This is a genomic window from Pantoea sp. Seng, assembly GCF_009829935.1.
Classification (GTDB): Bacteria; Pseudomonadota; Gammaproteobacteria; order Enterobacterales; family Enterobacteriaceae; genus Pantoea; species Pantoea communis.
Window position 1 is genome coordinate 232,796 of sequence record NZ_SZZV01000005.1, and the last position, 13,954, is coordinate 246,749.

Annotated in this window: 13 protein-coding genes and 1 tRNA gene; 7 read left to right on the forward strand and 7 right to left on the reverse strand. The window is 54.2% G+C overall.

Annotated elements, in window-relative coordinates:
- Positions 1-184: 184 nt before the first annotated feature.
- A complete protein-coding gene (argA, locus tag FD737_RS07070) occupies positions 185-1,513 on the reverse strand; it encodes an amino-acid N-acetyltransferase (protein ID WP_160833099.1) in 1,329 nt (442 codons plus the stop codon).
- Positions 1,514-1,745: 232 nt separating this feature from the next.
- Between argA and amiC the strand changes: the two genes are divergently transcribed.
- Positions 1,746-2,981, forward strand: coding sequence for an N-acetylmuramoyl-L-alanine amidase AmiC (amiC, locus tag FD737_RS07075; RefSeq protein ID WP_034823092.1), 1,236 nt, complete (start codon positions 1,746-1,748; stop codon positions 2,979-2,981).
- A gap of 79 nt (positions 2,982-3,060) precedes the next feature.
- Here the strand turns inward: amiC and FD737_RS07080 are convergent.
- Positions 3,061-3,137: transfer RNA gene (locus FD737_RS07080), tRNA-Met, on the reverse strand.
- Positions 3,138-3,341: 204 nt separating this feature from the next.
- Between FD737_RS07080 and mltA the strand changes: the two genes are divergently transcribed.
- Both mltA and tcdA read left to right on the forward strand, forming a co-directional pair.
- On the forward strand, positions 3,342-4,490 hold the full coding sequence (gene mltA / locus FD737_RS07085; RefSeq protein ID WP_034823090.1) for a murein transglycosylase A: 1,149 nt from the start codon (positions 3,342-3,344) through the stop codon (positions 4,488-4,490).
- Between the two features lie 132 nt (positions 4,491-4,622).
- The gene (gene tcdA / locus FD737_RS07090) at positions 4,623-5,429 is read left to right on the forward strand and encodes a tRNA cyclic N6-threonylcarbamoyladenosine(37) synthase TcdA (RefSeq protein WP_034823088.1); all 807 of its coding nucleotides are present in this window, start codon (positions 4,623-4,625) and stop codon (positions 5,427-5,429) included.
- On the opposite strand, the gene csdE is transcribed toward tcdA, so the two are convergent.
- Positions 5,417-5,866, reverse strand: a complete 450-nt coding sequence (csdE, locus tag FD737_RS07095; RefSeq protein WP_097117983.1) for a cysteine desulfurase sulfur acceptor subunit CsdE — start codon at positions 5,864-5,866, stop codon at positions 5,417-5,419. The two genes, tcdA and csdE, sit on opposite strands and share 13 nt — an antisense overlap.
- A 4-nt stretch (positions 5,867-5,870) precedes the next feature.
- Positions 5,871-7,076, reverse strand: coding sequence for a cysteine desulfurase CsdA (csdA, locus tag FD737_RS07100; RefSeq protein WP_097117982.1), 1,206 nt, complete (start codon positions 7,074-7,076; stop codon positions 5,871-5,873).
- Between the two features lie 208 nt (positions 7,077-7,284).
- Between csdA and FD737_RS07105 the strand changes: the two genes are divergently transcribed.
- The 4 genes from FD737_RS07105 to rlmM all read left to right on the forward strand — a co-directional run bounded on the left by FD737_RS07105 (position 7,285) and on the right by rlmM (position 10,374).
- Positions 7,285-7,509, forward strand: a complete 225-nt coding sequence (locus FD737_RS07105; protein ID WP_034823084.1) for a YgdI/YgdR family lipoprotein — start codon at positions 7,285-7,287, stop codon at positions 7,507-7,509.
- 408 nt (positions 7,510-7,917) lie between these two features.
- Positions 7,918-8,835, forward strand: a complete 918-nt coding sequence (locus tag FD737_RS07110) for a transcriptional regulator GcvA (RefSeq protein ID WP_045816412.1) — start codon at positions 7,918-7,920, stop codon at positions 8,833-8,835.
- A 50-nt stretch (positions 8,836-8,885) separates the two neighbouring features.
- Positions 8,886-9,281: a DUF423 domain-containing protein gene (locus FD737_RS07115; protein ID WP_034823080.1), complete on the forward strand. Its 396-nt coding sequence runs from the start codon at positions 8,886-8,888 to the stop codon at positions 9,279-9,281.
- Complete coding sequence (gene rlmM, locus FD737_RS07120; RefSeq protein ID WP_097117981.1) at positions 9,274-10,374, forward strand: 23S rRNA (cytidine(2498)-2'-O)-methyltransferase RlmM; 1,101 nt, start codon at positions 9,274-9,276, stop codon at positions 10,372-10,374. The genes FD737_RS07115 and rlmM overlap by 8 nt, the downstream gene beginning before the upstream one ends.
- Positions 10,375-10,728: 354 nt before the next feature.
- Here rlmM and xni read toward each other — a convergent pair whose 3' ends face one another.
- The 3 genes from xni to queF all read right to left on the reverse strand — a co-directional run bounded on the left by xni (position 10,729) and on the right by queF (position 13,910).
- Positions 10,729-11,484 (reverse strand): flap endonuclease Xni, encoded by a 756-nt coding sequence (gene xni / locus FD737_RS07125; protein WP_058961520.1) that lies wholly within the window; start codon positions 11,482-11,484, stop codon positions 10,729-10,731.
- Positions 11,485-11,522: 38 nt separating this feature from the next.
- The gene (gene ppnN / locus FD737_RS07130; protein WP_034823077.1) at positions 11,523-12,878 is read right to left on the reverse strand and encodes a nucleotide 5'-monophosphate nucleosidase PpnN; all 1,356 of its coding nucleotides are present in this window, start codon (positions 12,876-12,878) and stop codon (positions 11,523-11,525) included.
- A gap of 186 nt (positions 12,879-13,064) precedes the next feature.
- Positions 13,065-13,910: an NADPH-dependent 7-cyano-7-deazaguanine reductase QueF gene (gene queF / locus FD737_RS07135; protein WP_160833100.1), complete on the reverse strand. Its 846-nt coding sequence runs from the start codon at positions 13,908-13,910 to the stop codon at positions 13,065-13,067.
- Positions 13,911-13,954: the final 44 nt, after the last annotated feature.

Sequence of the window (13,954 nt, forward strand, 5' to 3'; positions counted from 1 at the left end):
AGGTCGGTAAAGAAACCGACCGCATGCAATGCAGATGTTTTATTGGATGCGCGTGGATGCGCATCCTGACAACGTTACCAGTTTAAGACGTTGGGCAATTCCAGACCGTTTAGCGAAACCTATCCTACGCTGCCTTTAACTGCCTTTAACTGCCTTTAACCACGCTAGCTGGCATTCCCCGCCGTTAGCGCAAATCCGCCATCAACACTTTCGAACGGCGCTGATAGTTATACATCTGCTTCTTACTCTCCGGCAGTGATTCAATATCCACCGGCGTAAAGCCGCGTTCCTGGAACCAGTGAATACTGCGGGTGGTCAGCACAAACAGCTTCTTCAACCCCATCTGGCGTGCCTGTAGCGCCACACGCTCCAGCAACAGCTCACCGCGTGAAGAACTGCGGTAATCGGGATGCACCGCCACGCAGGCCATTTCACCAATCTGCTCATCCGGGAACGGATAGAGTGCAGCACAAGCGATGGTCAGATTATCGCGCTGAATAATGGTGAATTTGTCGATCTCCATTTCCAGCTGCTCGCGCGAACGACGCACCAGAATGCCTTGCTGCTCCAGCGGGCGAATCAATTCGAGAATGCCGCCAATATCGTTGATGGTGGCGCGACGAATCTGCTCAGCGGACTCCATCACAATCTGCGTACCAATACCGTCACGCGAGAACAGTTCCTGAATCAATGCGCCATCTTCCTGATAGCTGATCAGGTGGCTACGACGCACGCCGCTGCGGCAGGCTTTCACCGCGCCGCGCAGGAAACGCACGGTGCCTGACAGGAAATCACCGTCGTTCTCCATCTCATCGATACGCGCCTGCGCTTCGTTGGGGAACAGCTCAGAGATAATGATACCTTCGCGGTTGGTGACGCCTTGTTCAGAGCAGAAGCCAATCATTTTCTCGGCTTTTAGCTTAATCGCCAACTGCGTGGCCACTTCTTCTGATGTCAGGTTAAAGCTTTCACCGGTCACCGACACCGCGACTGGGCCGAGCAGCACAATGGCATCATTATCCAGCTGACGATGGATGGCTTCTTCATCAATACGACGAATACGGCCGCTGTGGCAGTAGTCGACGCCATCATCGACGCCCAGCGGCTGGGCAATAATAAAGTTACCGCTTACCACGTTGATGTGCGCGCCCTGCAGCGGGGTGTTATTCAGGCTCATCGACAGGCGTGCGGTGATATCCAGCTGCAAACGTCCTGCAGCCTGCTTCACCAGTTCCAGTGATTGGGCATCGGTTACGCGCGTGTGTTTGTGGTAAATCGGTTCCAGCTGTTGCTGGGCCATGCTGGCATCAATTTGCGGTCTGGCACCATAGACAACCACCAGGCGAATGCCGAGACTATGCAACAAGCCAATGTCGTTAACGATGCTGGAAAAGTTCTCATGCTCGATAGCTTCGCCGCCAAGCATAATGACAAAGGTCTTGTCACGGTGGGCATTTATATAGGGAACGGTATGGCGAAAACCCTGAACCAGTTCAGTACTACGTTCCTTCACGGCAAACCCTCTGTGAATGTTTATTCGTAATTTGTGTATTTTTATGCTCTTTTGCCGGCTATTGCAAGCGCCGGGCCTGACGTTACTTTACGATTTTCCTGATGCAACCCATGCTAACAGCCTGCATTATCTGGTTTTTCTGGCAAAACAACCCACGGCTTGCTAAGCAAAGTTTTCGCCTTCCTCTCGTCAATTGACGATATTTTAGACACTACACGGCAGTTGGAGCGGCATGTCCCAGGCTTTTACACGACGACGATTATTGCAGGGCGCGGGTGCGCTCATGCTATTAAGCGTAACGCGAACCGGGCTGGCGGCCAGTCAGCACATTGTGGCGGTGCGCATCTGGCCTTCGTCAACTTACTCCCGCGTGACGCTGGAGTCGAACGTCCCCCTCAAGTACAAACAGTTCACGTTGAGCAATCCCGATCGTCTGGTGATCGACATCGATAACCTGCATATCAATCCGGTCCTGAGAGGGGTGGATAAGCAGGTGCGCGTTGACGATCCCTATATCAAACATGCGCGAGTTGGCCAGTTTGATGCCAACACGGTGCGGGTGGTGCTGGAGCTGAAACGCAACGTGGCGCCGAAGATCTTCACGCTGGCACCGGTTGCGGGCATCAAACATCGCTTAGTGGTCGATCTCTATCCGAGCCAGCCCTCGCCGGAAGAGGATCCGCTACTGGCGTTACTGAACGATTACAACCAGGGCGATCTTGAGCGCGATCAACCGGCGCAAGCACCTTTGCCGGGCAAAGCGGGGCGCGATCGTCCGATCATCATCATGATCGATCCCGGCCACGGTGGCGAAGATCCCGGTGCGCATGGCAAATACAAAACGCGCGAAAAAGACATTGTGTTGAAGATTGGTCGCTATCTGAAGGCGCTGATCGACAAAGAGCGCAACATGAAGGCGTATATGACGCGCAACGAGGATGTGTTTATCCCGCTGCGCGTGCGGGTAGCGAAAGCACGTAAACAGCGCGCCGATCTGTTTGTCTCGATTCACGCCGATGCTTTTACCAGCCGTGCGGCGCGCGGTTCGTCGGTGTTCGCCCTTTCGACCAGCGGCGCAACCTCAACCGCAGCGCGCTTCCTGGCACAAACCCAGAACGAATCGGATCTGATTGGTGGGGTGAGCATGAGCGGTGACCGCTATCTGGATCACACCATGTTCGATATGGTGCAGCGGCAGACCATCAGCGACAGCCTTAAGTTCGGCAAAGAGGTGTTATCGCGCATGGGCCACATTAATCACCTGCATAAACGCACGGTGGATCAGGCGGGGTTTGCGGTGCTCAAAGCCCCGGATATTCCGTCGATTCTGGTGGAGACCGCGTTTATCAGTAATGTGGAGGAGGAGCGTAAGCTGCGCACGCCGCGTTATCAGCATCAGGTGGCTGAGGCGATTCTGCATGGGATTAAGGCGTATTTCGATAAAGGTGCGGTGCTGGCGCGTCGCTGAGAGGAGGGCGGCCACTGCGCCGCTTTTTTTACCGGAAGCCAAAAACAAAAAAACACCCGTTAAGGTGCTTATCTGTAATTGGTTGCGGGGGCCGGATTCGAACCGACGACCTTCGGGTTATGAGCCCGACGAGCTACCAGGCTGCTCCACCCCGCGTCCGTGGATGCGCACTATACTCTCGACGCGCGGCGATGCAACCCCTTTTTGTGTTAAAGCCTTAAATTTACAGCCAGTTGGTGATTAATAGTGCCATTGGGCGATTAATTGTACAGATGTGAGCGCGGTAACTCGTGGCGGATTTCATTCTCTCTGCCCCTTTGCTATCGTCGCGGTGCAAACAACCGAGAAAAAGAGAAAGTGATGAAAGGACATTGGGCGAAGTATGCACTTACTGGCGCGTTTCTCGCGCTGTTAGCAGGTTGTAGTTCTAAACCGACTGACCGTGGTCAGCAATATATTGATGGCAAGCTGGAGCAACCGCTTGGGCTGGTCAATGAACCGAATGCCAAAGGGCGCCCGGTGAATGGCAGAGATTTTGGTGTGCAGATTCAGCAGATTCAGAGTGCCTCCAGTGGCTTATACAGCCGCAACACCGGCACTTACAGCGCTATTCAGAACTGGCTGCTCTCCGGTGCCGATACCCGTCAGTTGAGCCAGTTCGGACTTAACGCTTATCAGATGGAAGGCACCGATAATTACGGTAACGTGCAGTTTACCGGCTACTACACCCCTGTGGTGGAAGCGCGCTACACGCGTCAGGGTGAGTTCCAGTATCCCATTTATCGCATGCCACCGCGCACGCGCGGTCAGAAGCTGCCGAGCCGTGCTTCTATATATAGTGGCGGACTTGACGATCGTTACGTGATTGCCTGGAGCAACTCGCTGATCGACAACTTTATGATGGACGTGCAGGGTAGCGGCTACGTTGATTTCGGCGACGGTCGCCCGCTGCGCTTCTTCGGCTACGGCGGCAAAAATGGCTGGGCCTATCACAGTATCGGCAAAGAACTGATCGATCGTGGTGAAGTGAAGCGAGAAGATATGTCGATGCAGGCGATTCGCCAGTGGGCACAGGAACATACGCCGGAGCAGGTGCGTGACGTGCTGGAGACCAACCAATCGTTCGTGTTCTTTAAACCAGAAGAGTATGTGCCGGTGCGCGGTGCCAGCGCAGTGCCTTTGATTGCCAAAGCGTCTGTCGCATCCGATCGTTCATTGATTCCCGCAGGTACGGCGCTGTTAGCCGAAGTGCCGCAGTTGAACGAGAAGGGCAAATTTAACGGCAAGTATGAGATGCGCCTGATGGTGGCACTGGATGTGGGTGGGGCGATTAAAGGTCAGCACTTCGACATCTATCAGGGTGTGGGTCCAGACGCTGCGCATCTTGCCGGATTTTATAATCACTATGGCCGCGTTTGGGTGCTGAAAGCCGCGCCAGGTGCAGGACAGCCGCTGTTCAGCAATCCGCAAAATGGCAATAATGGTTCACTGATTATCGGGGCGAATTGATATTCTTCCCTGCGGCAAATCAGCGGGAGTATTCAGCTGATTTGCCATGGGTCGCCAGTCTTCGCGATCCAATGCGTCCATCACTGTTTCTGTAGGGTGCGTATTCATGCGCACCGCATCAAAAGGTTTGATATGAAAGTAGTCAGCGATGCCTGGCGGCAACGTTTTGGCGGTACGGCACGTCTGTATGGGGAAGAGGCGCTGCAGCGTTTTGCCGACGCCCATTTTTGTGTGATTGGTATCGGCGGTGTCGGTTCGTGGTCCGCCGAAGCGTTAGCGCGCACCGGGATTGGTAAAATCACGCTGATCGATATGGACGACGTCTGCATTACCAACACCAATCGCCAGATCCACGCCCTGCAAGGAAAAGTAGGACAAGCGAAAACCGAGGTGATGGCGGAGCGTATTCGCGCCATAAATCCTGAGTGCGAAGTGATCTGCATTGATGATTTCATCACGCCGGATAACACCGCTGAAATGCTGTCAGCCGGTTTTGATTACGTGATTGATGCAATTGACAGTGTGCGCCCTAAAGCCGCGCTGATTGCCTGGTGTCGTCGTAACAAGATTCCATTGATCACCACTGGCGGTGCGGGCGGGCAGATCGATCCGACGCAGATTCAGGTCAGCGATTTAGCCAAAACTATTCAGGATCCGCTGGCGGCAAAACTGCGTGAGCGCTTGAAAGGCGACTTTGGTGTGGTGAAGAACAGCAAAGGCAAGTTAGGGATTGATTGCGTGTTTTCCACTGAGGCGCTGGTTTATCCTCAGCTAGATGGCAGTGTTTGTACTTCCAAAAGCACCGCAGAAGGCCCGAAACGTATGGATTGTGCGGCGGGCTTCGGTGCGGCCACCATGGTGACCGCCACTTTCGGGTTTATCGCGGTGTCGCACGCGTTGAAGAAATTCCTCGCACGCGCGGCGCGTCAGGCTGCTTGATGCGCGCGCGCGTGGCGCTGCACTGCATCTGCCAACGCTTTTAAGCCACTGCTGCGTGAGGCGCTAAGCTGCGCACGCAGGCCTAAAGTATCAAACAACGCCAGCGGATCTTGTGCTAACAGATCGGCTGGCGTTTTGCCTTCCACCGCCGTCAACAGCACCGCCAGCAAACCGCGCACGATGCGGCCTTCACTGTCGCCGTAAAAGTGAAGTTTGCCGTTGGGTAGCCGTTGGCTGCTCAGCCAGACACGATTTTCGCAACCGCTCAGCTCAATCTCTGCCGTCTTCACGTCATCTTCCAGAGCGGGTAACTGGCGGCTGAGCTGGATCAGCTGGCGATAGCGATCTTCCCACTGATGAAAATGGGAAAATTTTTCGGTCAGGCTGGCTTCAGTAATCACATCGCCAAACGGATGTGGGCCGATCAGGGTGGTCATAACGTTATTCACTCAACAGGTCTACGGCATGATGCATGGCGCGCACCAGCGCATCCACGTCCTGCAAATTATTATAGGGGGCGAATGATACGCGCAGGGTGCCGCTAACACCCAGTGCCGCCATTAATGGCTGTGCACAGTGCTGTCCGGCACGCAGCGCAATATCCTGCTCTGCCAGCAGAGTGACAATATCGCTGTGATGAATGTCCGCGATATCAAACGCCAGCAAACTGGCATTACCACAACGGAAACTGCGAAAGCCGGGAATCTCGCCTAATTGCTCTTCGGCGAGGCTGGCCAGTTGCTGGCTCCACATCTCTGCTTTTTCAGCGTGGTGATGCGACAGCCATTCCAGCGCCGCGCTCAGGCCCACCACGCCCGCGACATTGGGCGTGCCGGCTTCAAATCGCCACGGTACCGCCTGCTGCGTGAAGCCATTAAAGTCGACGTGCGTTAACATCTTGCCGCCGCCTTGCCACGCATCCATCTCTTCCAGCAGCTCGGCTTTGCCGTACAGCGCACCAATCCCCATTGGGCCATACAGCTTGTGCGCGGAGAAGGCGTAAAAGTCGATGTCCAGCGCCTGAACGTTGGGGGGCGCGTGCACCACGCCCTGTGCGCCATCTACCATCACTTTGGCGCCAACATGATGTGCCAGGGTAATCGCCTGTGCCAGATCCGGACAGCCACCGGTGACATTCGACATCTGCCCAATCGCCAGCAGCTTAGTGCGTGCGTTTAGCAAATCAGGCAGTAGACGAATATCGGGCAGACGATCCGCGCCAATCGGCCATTTCACCACTTTCGCGCCTGCGGCTTGTGCCACCTTTAACCACGGCACCAGATTGGCGTGATGCTCGGCTTCGCTGACTACGATTTCATCGCCAGGTTGTAAGCGCGGTGCCAGCCAGCTGTGCGCCACCAGATTGATGGCCTCCGTGGTGCCACGCGTCCAGACAATCTGACGGTCATCGCCCGCGTGCAGCCATTTGGCCACCCGGCCGCGCGCCTGTTCATACTTCTCTGTCAGGTCGCGTGCTGATTTGAACTGGCTGCGATGCACGGTGCCTGCGCTCAAGCTATAGAACTGCGATGTGGCGTCGATCACAGCCTGAGGCTTCAGGGCAGTGGCTGCGCTATCAAGATAAACGCCCGCATCGCTTAATGCCGGAAACTGCGCACGGAAGGCGGTTGGGGAGAAGATGGTCATACGAAACCCACTGTATTCAATTTTAGGACCAGGCTGAAACCCGGCCGATTCGCTGGCAAAGCTGGAAAAGCGCGTTATGCTATTTATTGCAAGGTTTGAACCGCAACCCGCATAACGAATCGACCTTTACCAGTCGATTTCACTTTTTGCTGCCTCTGGTCAGCGCTTGCGGGTGGTTTAATGCAATCAATCTGCAAGGAGATAGAAGATGAAAAAACTCGCCGCAGTGCTGGCCGTGTGTACCATGGCCTTTACCCTGGCTGCTTGTTCCAGCAATTATGTCATGCATACCAATGATGGTCGCACCATTGTAGCGGACGGGAAACCGAAAGTTGACGATGAAACCGGTATGATCAGTTATAAAGATGCCAATGGCAACGAGCAGCAGATCAATCGTACAGATGTGAAAGAGATGGTTGAGATGGGGCAGTAAGCAGCAAGCCAAAAATTTCCCGGAGAAATTTTTACGTCGCTTCAGTGACGGCCCGAAAGGGGTACACAGGGATGTGTAGGACAAAAAAAAGCACCGCAATTTGCGGTGCTGCATAAAATCACTTGGACAGACAGGGTAAATCTACAGGAATTAAAAGCTTGATCTGCAATCGTCAGATCAAAATGCAAACACAACATCACGACCACAAGCCAAAAGCTCTCCAAAAGTCTGCGATCTCTCGCACGTTTCCAGAAATCTTTTCGTTCCGGCTCAGGAAGTGCGGCAACTATAGGTATTTGCTGGAGCTTCCTCAACGGACAAATTATAATGTCTCGGATTAAAATAACTAATACGTAACGACCTTGTATAAGTCGGACTGTTACCTTGTGAATCCGCTGATGGAAAACCATGTCTAAACGCCTTCCACCGCTTAATGCTTTACGCGTCTTCGATGCTGCAGCCCGCCATTTAAGCTTTACAAAAGCCGCTGAAGAGCTGTTTGTCACCCAGGCAGCTGTTAGCCACCAGATTAAATCTCTGGAAGATTTCCTCGGTCTTAAGCTATTTCGACGGAGGAATCGTTCGCTTTTACTGACAGAAGAAGGTCAAAGCTACTATCTGGATATTAAAGAGATCTTCTCGGCTATCAACGATGCGACGCGTAAACTTCAGGCGCGCAGCGCGAAGGGTGCCTTAACCGTCAGTCTGTTGCCCAGCTTTGCCATTCAATGGCTGGTACCCCGTCTTTCCAGCTTTAATATGGCTTATCCGGGCATCGATGTGCGTATTCAGGCGGTGGACCGTGATGAAGAGAAACTGGCCGATGATGTTGATGTGGCGATTTTCTATGGGCGCGGTAACTGGCCGGGTCTGCGCGTTGAGAAACTGTATGCCGAATATTTGCTTCCGGTCTGCTCGCCCATGTTTCTGACTGGCGACCATCCGCTTAAAACGCCCGCCGATCTGGCACACTTTACGCTGCTGCATGATGCTTCGCGCCGCGACTGGCAATCCTATATCCGTCAGCTAGGATTGCAGCACATTAATGTGCAGCAGGGGCCAATTTTCAGTCATAGCGCGATGGTGCTGCAGGCGGCGATTCACGGCCAGGGCGTGGCGCTGGCTAATAATGTGATGGCGCAGAGTGAAATTGAAGCTGGACGGCTGGTCTGTCCATTTAATGACGTGTTAGTCAGTAAAAACGCTTTTTATCTGGTTTGTCATGACAGCCAGGCAGAACTGGGTAAAATAGCCGCCTTTCGTCAGTGGATCCTGGAAAAAGCCGCAGCTGAACAAGAAAAATTCCGCTTTCGCTACGATCACTAATGCGTTGAGTGCTGCACAGTGATGTGCAGTGTCATCCTGAGGAACAATGAATGTCCAGTCGTGCCATGTTTGTGTTTGCCGCCATTAGCGGATTCCTGCTGGTGGCCTTTGGTGCTTTTGGGGCACACGTGCTGAGCAAATCGCTCGGCCCGGCGGAAATGGCGTGGATCCACACCGGTCTTGAATATCAGGCCTATCACACATTAGCGGTGATCGGTCTGGGTGCGGCCATGCTGCGTCGCGCCAATATCTGGTTTTACTGGAGCAGCGCTGCGCTGGCGCTTGGCACCGTGTTGTTCAGTGGCAGCCTGTATTGTTTAGCGTTGTCGCACTTGAAGTTTTGGGTTTTTGTTACGCCAGTGGGAGGGTTGTTCTTCCTGATTGGCTGGTTCTTGATGTTGATTGGCGCATTGCGTCTTAAACGAAAGGCGGATCGCCATGAATAAAGTTTTACTCTATTGCCGTCCTGGCTTTGAGAAAGAGTGTGCGGCAGAGATCAGCGCCAAAGCCGCTGAACGTGAAGTTTACGGTTTTGCCCGTGTCAAAGATGATTCTGGTTACGTGCTCTATGAGTGCTATCAGCAGGAAGATGCCGAAAAGCTGATTCAAACGCTGCCGTTTGCCGAGCTGATTTTTGCCCGTCAGATGCTGGTGGTGGGTGAACTGCTGCGCGATTTGCCGCCAGAAGATCGTATTACCCCGATTGTCGGCATGCTAACCGGTGTGGTGGAGAAGGGCGGCGAGCTGCGTGTCGAAGTGCCGGATACCAATGAAGCGAAAGAACTGACCAGGTTCTGTCGTAAGTTAACCGTACCGCTGCGCGCCAGCCTGCGTGAGAGCAAAATCCTGCTCAACTACGAATCGCCGAAACGCCCGGTGGTGCATGTGTTCTTTATTGCACCGGGTACCTGCTATGTCGGTTACTCGCTGCCAGAGAACAACTCACCATTCTATATGGGCATCCCGCGCCTCAAGTTCCCGTCGGATGCGCCAAGCCGTTCAACGCTGAAGCTGGAAGAGGCGTTTCACGTCTTCATCCCGGCCGATGAGTGGGATGAGCGCCTGGGCAGCGGCATGTATGCCGTGGATCTTGGCGCGTGTCCTGGCGGCTGGACCTATCAGCTGGTTAAACGCAGCATGTGGGTGTACGCCGTAGATAACGGCCCGATGGCGCCCAGCCTCATGGATACCGGGCAAGTCACGCACTGCCGTGAAGACGGTTTCAAATACCGCCCATCGCGCAATAACATTAGTTGGCTGGTGTGTGACATGGTGGAAAAACCCGTTCGCGTCGCCAGTTTGATGACGGAGTGGCTGGTCAACGGCTGGTGCCGTGAGGCGATTTTCAACCTCAAGCTGCCGATGAAAAAGCGTTATGAAGAAGTGACGCAAAATCTGGCCATGATGGATGCGGCATTGAAAGAGAAGGGCGTGAATGCCCAGATTCAGGCGCGCCAGCTGTATCACGATCGGGAAGAGATTACTGTACATGTGCGCCGGCTTTGGGCGGCTGTAGGCGGCCGTCGCGACGAACGCTAAATTTCCCGTCATACTTCGCGCCACAGGTGCGTTGGCTACGTTTATACGCCCCAGTCACATACTGATGTATGTCTCTGGGGACTTAATAAACTTGCCGATCCTGCTTCATACTTTGCACTACAGCGGCGTTGGCTGCGCTTGTTCGCCCCGGTCACATACTGGCGTATGCTCCCGGGGACTCTCGCACTTGCCGCCTTGCTGTAGCACAAATTATTTCGCAGGATCTCTCGGGTTAAGTTCGTCGCAGTGCAATTTTTTGCACCAATCACCAATCACCAATCACCAATCACCAATCACCTATCACCTATCAAGAGATTCGCGTGTTTATGTGGCAGAGGGCGCTGCACCTGCCATTCACGGCTTATACCGCAACGTATTTAAATTCCCCTGCAGAACCAAATCGCGTTTTAACGTTGAGACCTGGCGGCAAATCTCAGCTATCTGCTGGTGGTCGCGCAATTTCTTTTGCCACTTTTCCGGAACCTGATCGAACTGCTGATAAAGAGCTTCAAGGGTGCCGAACTGCGTGAGTAAATCGCGGGCGCTTTTGGGGCCAATGCCGGTAACGCCGGGGATTTTGCTGCTGCTAATGCCGCACAGTCCCCAGTAATCGGGTAATTGCGCGGGCGTTACGCCAAACTCGTGCTCGATGAAAGGCACGTCCAGCCAGCGTTTCTGGAAATAATCACGGATGCGGATATTCGGCGCTAAAAGCTGGCAATAACCTTTGTCGGTGGAGACGATAGTTGCCTGATGTCCGGCATCGGCCATTTTCACCGCCAGCGTGGCAGCGAGATCGTCAGCTTCATCGAGATCGGCGACCCAGCAACGCACGCCGACTGCCTCGAAGGCCTGCTGGATAACGGGCATCTCCGTCTGCAAATCATCCGGCATCGGTGGGCGGCCCGCTTTGTAATCGGGCAGCAGCTGATGCCGCCAGCCAGGGTGACGATCGTGGCTATCGAATACCGCCACGACGTGCGTCGGTTGCGTGTGGCCTAAAAGCTGATGCAGCGCGGCGACGCAGGCTTCGCGGCAGGGCGTGCCTTGCACCGCATGCAAACGGCGGATCAGGTTTAGAGCATCAATAATCAGAAGATGAAACGACATAATGATAGCGGCAGCCCGCAGGCTGCCTTCCTGGTGGGTTATTTAATGATTTCGTAGCAGGGGATGTAGGCGCTGCCCGGCAGTTTCATACGTTGTTGTGCGACGAAGCCCTGCAGCAGTTCATCCATGCGATGCATGATGTCGGCGTCGCCGTGCAGTTTGTACGGACCTTTTTCACGAATTTCGCGGATGCCCACTTCCTTCACGTTTCCTGCCACGATACCTGAGAAGGCGCGACGCAAATCAGCGGCCAGTTTCTCGGCAGGCTGGTTCGGGAACAGTTTCAGATTGGCCATGTTTTCGTGTGTTGGAACAAACGGCACCTGCAACTCTGGCGCGATGCGGATTGACCAGTTAAAGCTGTAGGCATCGCCAGTTTCGCGGCGATACTCTTTCACCTGCGGCATGGCTTTCTTCATCAGACGCGCTACTTCAGCAGCATCATCAATGATGATCTTGTAGTGCTTACGCGCGGTTTCACCCAGCGTATTAACAATGAAATCATCCAGAACGCGGAAGTAGTCGGCGCTCTCTTTCGGGCCGGTCAGAATCAGCGGCAACACCTGATCGCTGTTATGGGGATTCATCAGAATGCCCAGCAGATACAGCAGCTCTTCTGCCGTACCGACGCCGCCTGGGAAAATCACGATGCCATGGGCAATACGCACAAAGGCTTCAAGGCGTTTTTCGATATCCGGCATGATGATCAGTTCATTCACCAGCGGATTCGGTGGCTCAGCCGCGATAATCGACGGTTCGGTCAGACCAATGAAACGGCTGTCATGATAACGCTGCTGGGCATGACCCACCGCGGCGCCTTTCATCGGCGCTTCCATCACGCCTGGCCCGCAGCCAGTGCAGATGTTAAGTTCACGCAGGCCCATTTGCGTACCGACATTGCGGCAATACTGATACTCCACCGCGTTAATCGAGTGACCACCCCAGCACACCACGGTGTTGGGATATTCGCCAATGTGCAGCGCACGCGCGTTACGCAGAATCGAAAACACCTGATTCGTGATGTGAGCGGAATCATCAGCGTTTTTCTGATCGCTGCGCTCAAGCTGGCCATTCACAAACAGAATATCGCGCAACACGGCAAACAGGTTGGCCTGCAATGAGCGAATAATACGGCCATCAACAAAGGCTTCTTCCGGAGGATTAATCAGTTCGAGTTTGACGCCGCGCTCACGGCGCAGCACGTTGATGTCGAAATTTTCAAAACGGGAGAGCAGTTCCTGACTACTGTCGGTCTGGCTGCCGGAGTTGAGCACTGCGAGTGAGCAGTTGCGAAAAAGCTGGTAAAGGTCGCTGCTGGCCGTTTGCTTCAGCATGTCGACTTCCAACTGGGAGAGCAGATCCATTGAGCCAAGCGGGCTGATATGTGTAATCAAGAGAACTCCTTTACACGCAAATGCGTGGCGGGTGACGCTGCGCTTAACTTGCTGAACGCAGTGACGAAAATCCTTCGGGGCGCAGGTTTAGACCTTAGCGCCTTTGACAGAGTAACGTTGTACGCAGTGAATGCTCAAGTGGAACCACGCATCCGTGCTGCGGCCTGCGAGGCGTCTCGCAATCTGTTACTGACGGACCAGGCGGGAAAACCCGGGAGAGAAGGGGACGTTGCTGCGCCACGGATTAATATCCAGTCCTCCACGGCGCGTATAACGTGCATAAACAGTGAGGGCTTCTGGTCGGCAAAAGCGTTGAATGTCGTTGAAAATGCGCTCAACGCACTGTTCATGGAATTCATTGTGCTGACGGAATGAGATCAGGTAACGCAGCAGGGCTTCACGATCGATACGTGGGCCTTTGTAGCGAATCATCACAGAGCCCCAATCGGGCTGATGGGTGATCAGACAGTTGGATTTCAGCAAATGGCTCACCAGCGTTTCTTCCACCACTTCACTGCCCGCAGCCTGCACTAAATAATCGGCGTTAAAAGCATAGTCGTGAATCTCGATATCCTGCTCGTCAATGACATCGCCATTGAAATGGCCGATCGGCTGTCCTTCCACTTCGCCCAGACGGAACAGCGCCACGCTGACCTCGCCATTGGCGCAGGCACGCAAATCGCGCTCGAGTGTCTGGCGCACTTCGCCCCAGTCAGCGAAACGCGTCTGGTTAAAACTGTTAAGATAGAGCTTAAAGCTCTTGGACTCGATCAGGTTTTCGCTGTCCGCGCGCAGTACCACTTCGCCTACCGCCACCTGCGGCACGCCTTTGCTGTTGAGCCAGGAGAGTTCGTACAGCGTCCAGATATCTGCGCCCTGGAACGGCAGATTATCCGGGTAGAGCCCCAGCGGTTCGCGATTCAGGCTGCGCGGCACCGATTGCAGCAGCGTGTTATCGTAGCGATCAACATAAGCCGTGGGCTTACCTAACGTCAGGCCGCTTAACGCCTGATCGCGGTTTTCAGAAGACATATCGGTTACCACTAAATTCCATCAAAGTGGCTAAGTGTAACCGA

What these genes read in the sequence shown, in the direction of transcription:
- tcdA (WP_034823088.1), top strand. Translation starts at nt 4,623, where the DNA reads ATGAAAGTAGTCAGCGATGCCTGGCGGCAACGTTTTGGCGGTACGGCA.
- xni (WP_058961520.1), bottom strand. Translation starts at nt 11,484, where the DNA reads ATGTCGTTTCATCTTCTGATTATTGATGCTCTAAACCTGATCCGCCGT.
- rlmM (WP_097117981.1), top strand. Translation starts at nt 9,274, where the DNA reads ATGAATAAAGTTTTACTCTATTGCCGTCCTGGCTTTGAGAAAGAGTGT.
- FD737_RS07105 (WP_034823084.1), top strand. Translation starts at nt 7,285, where the DNA reads ATGAAAAAACTCGCCGCAGTGCTGGCCGTGTGTACCATGGCCTTTACC.
- FD737_RS07115 (WP_034823080.1), top strand. Translation starts at nt 8,886, where the DNA reads ATGTCCAGTCGTGCCATGTTTGTGTTTGCCGCCATTAGCGGATTCCTG.
- FD737_RS07110 (WP_045816412.1), top strand. Translation starts at nt 7,918, where the DNA reads ATGTCTAAACGCCTTCCACCGCTTAATGCTTTACGCGTCTTCGATGCT.
- mltA (WP_034823090.1), top strand. Translation starts at nt 3,342, where the DNA reads ATGAAAGGACATTGGGCGAAGTATGCACTTACTGGCGCGTTTCTCGCG.
- csdA (WP_097117982.1), bottom strand. Translation starts at nt 7,076, where the DNA reads ATGACCATCTTCTCCCCAACCGCCTTCCGTGCGCAGTTTCCGGCATTA.
- amiC (WP_034823092.1), top strand. Translation starts at nt 1,746, where the DNA reads ATGTCCCAGGCTTTTACACGACGACGATTATTGCAGGGCGCGGGTGCG.
- queF (WP_160833100.1), bottom strand. Translation starts at nt 13,910, where the DNA reads ATGTCTTCTGAAAACCGCGATCAGGCGTTAAGCGGCCTGACGTTAGGT.
- csdE (WP_097117983.1), bottom strand. Translation starts at nt 5,866, where the DNA reads ATGACCACCCTGATCGGCCCACATCCGTTTGGCGATGTGATTACTGAA.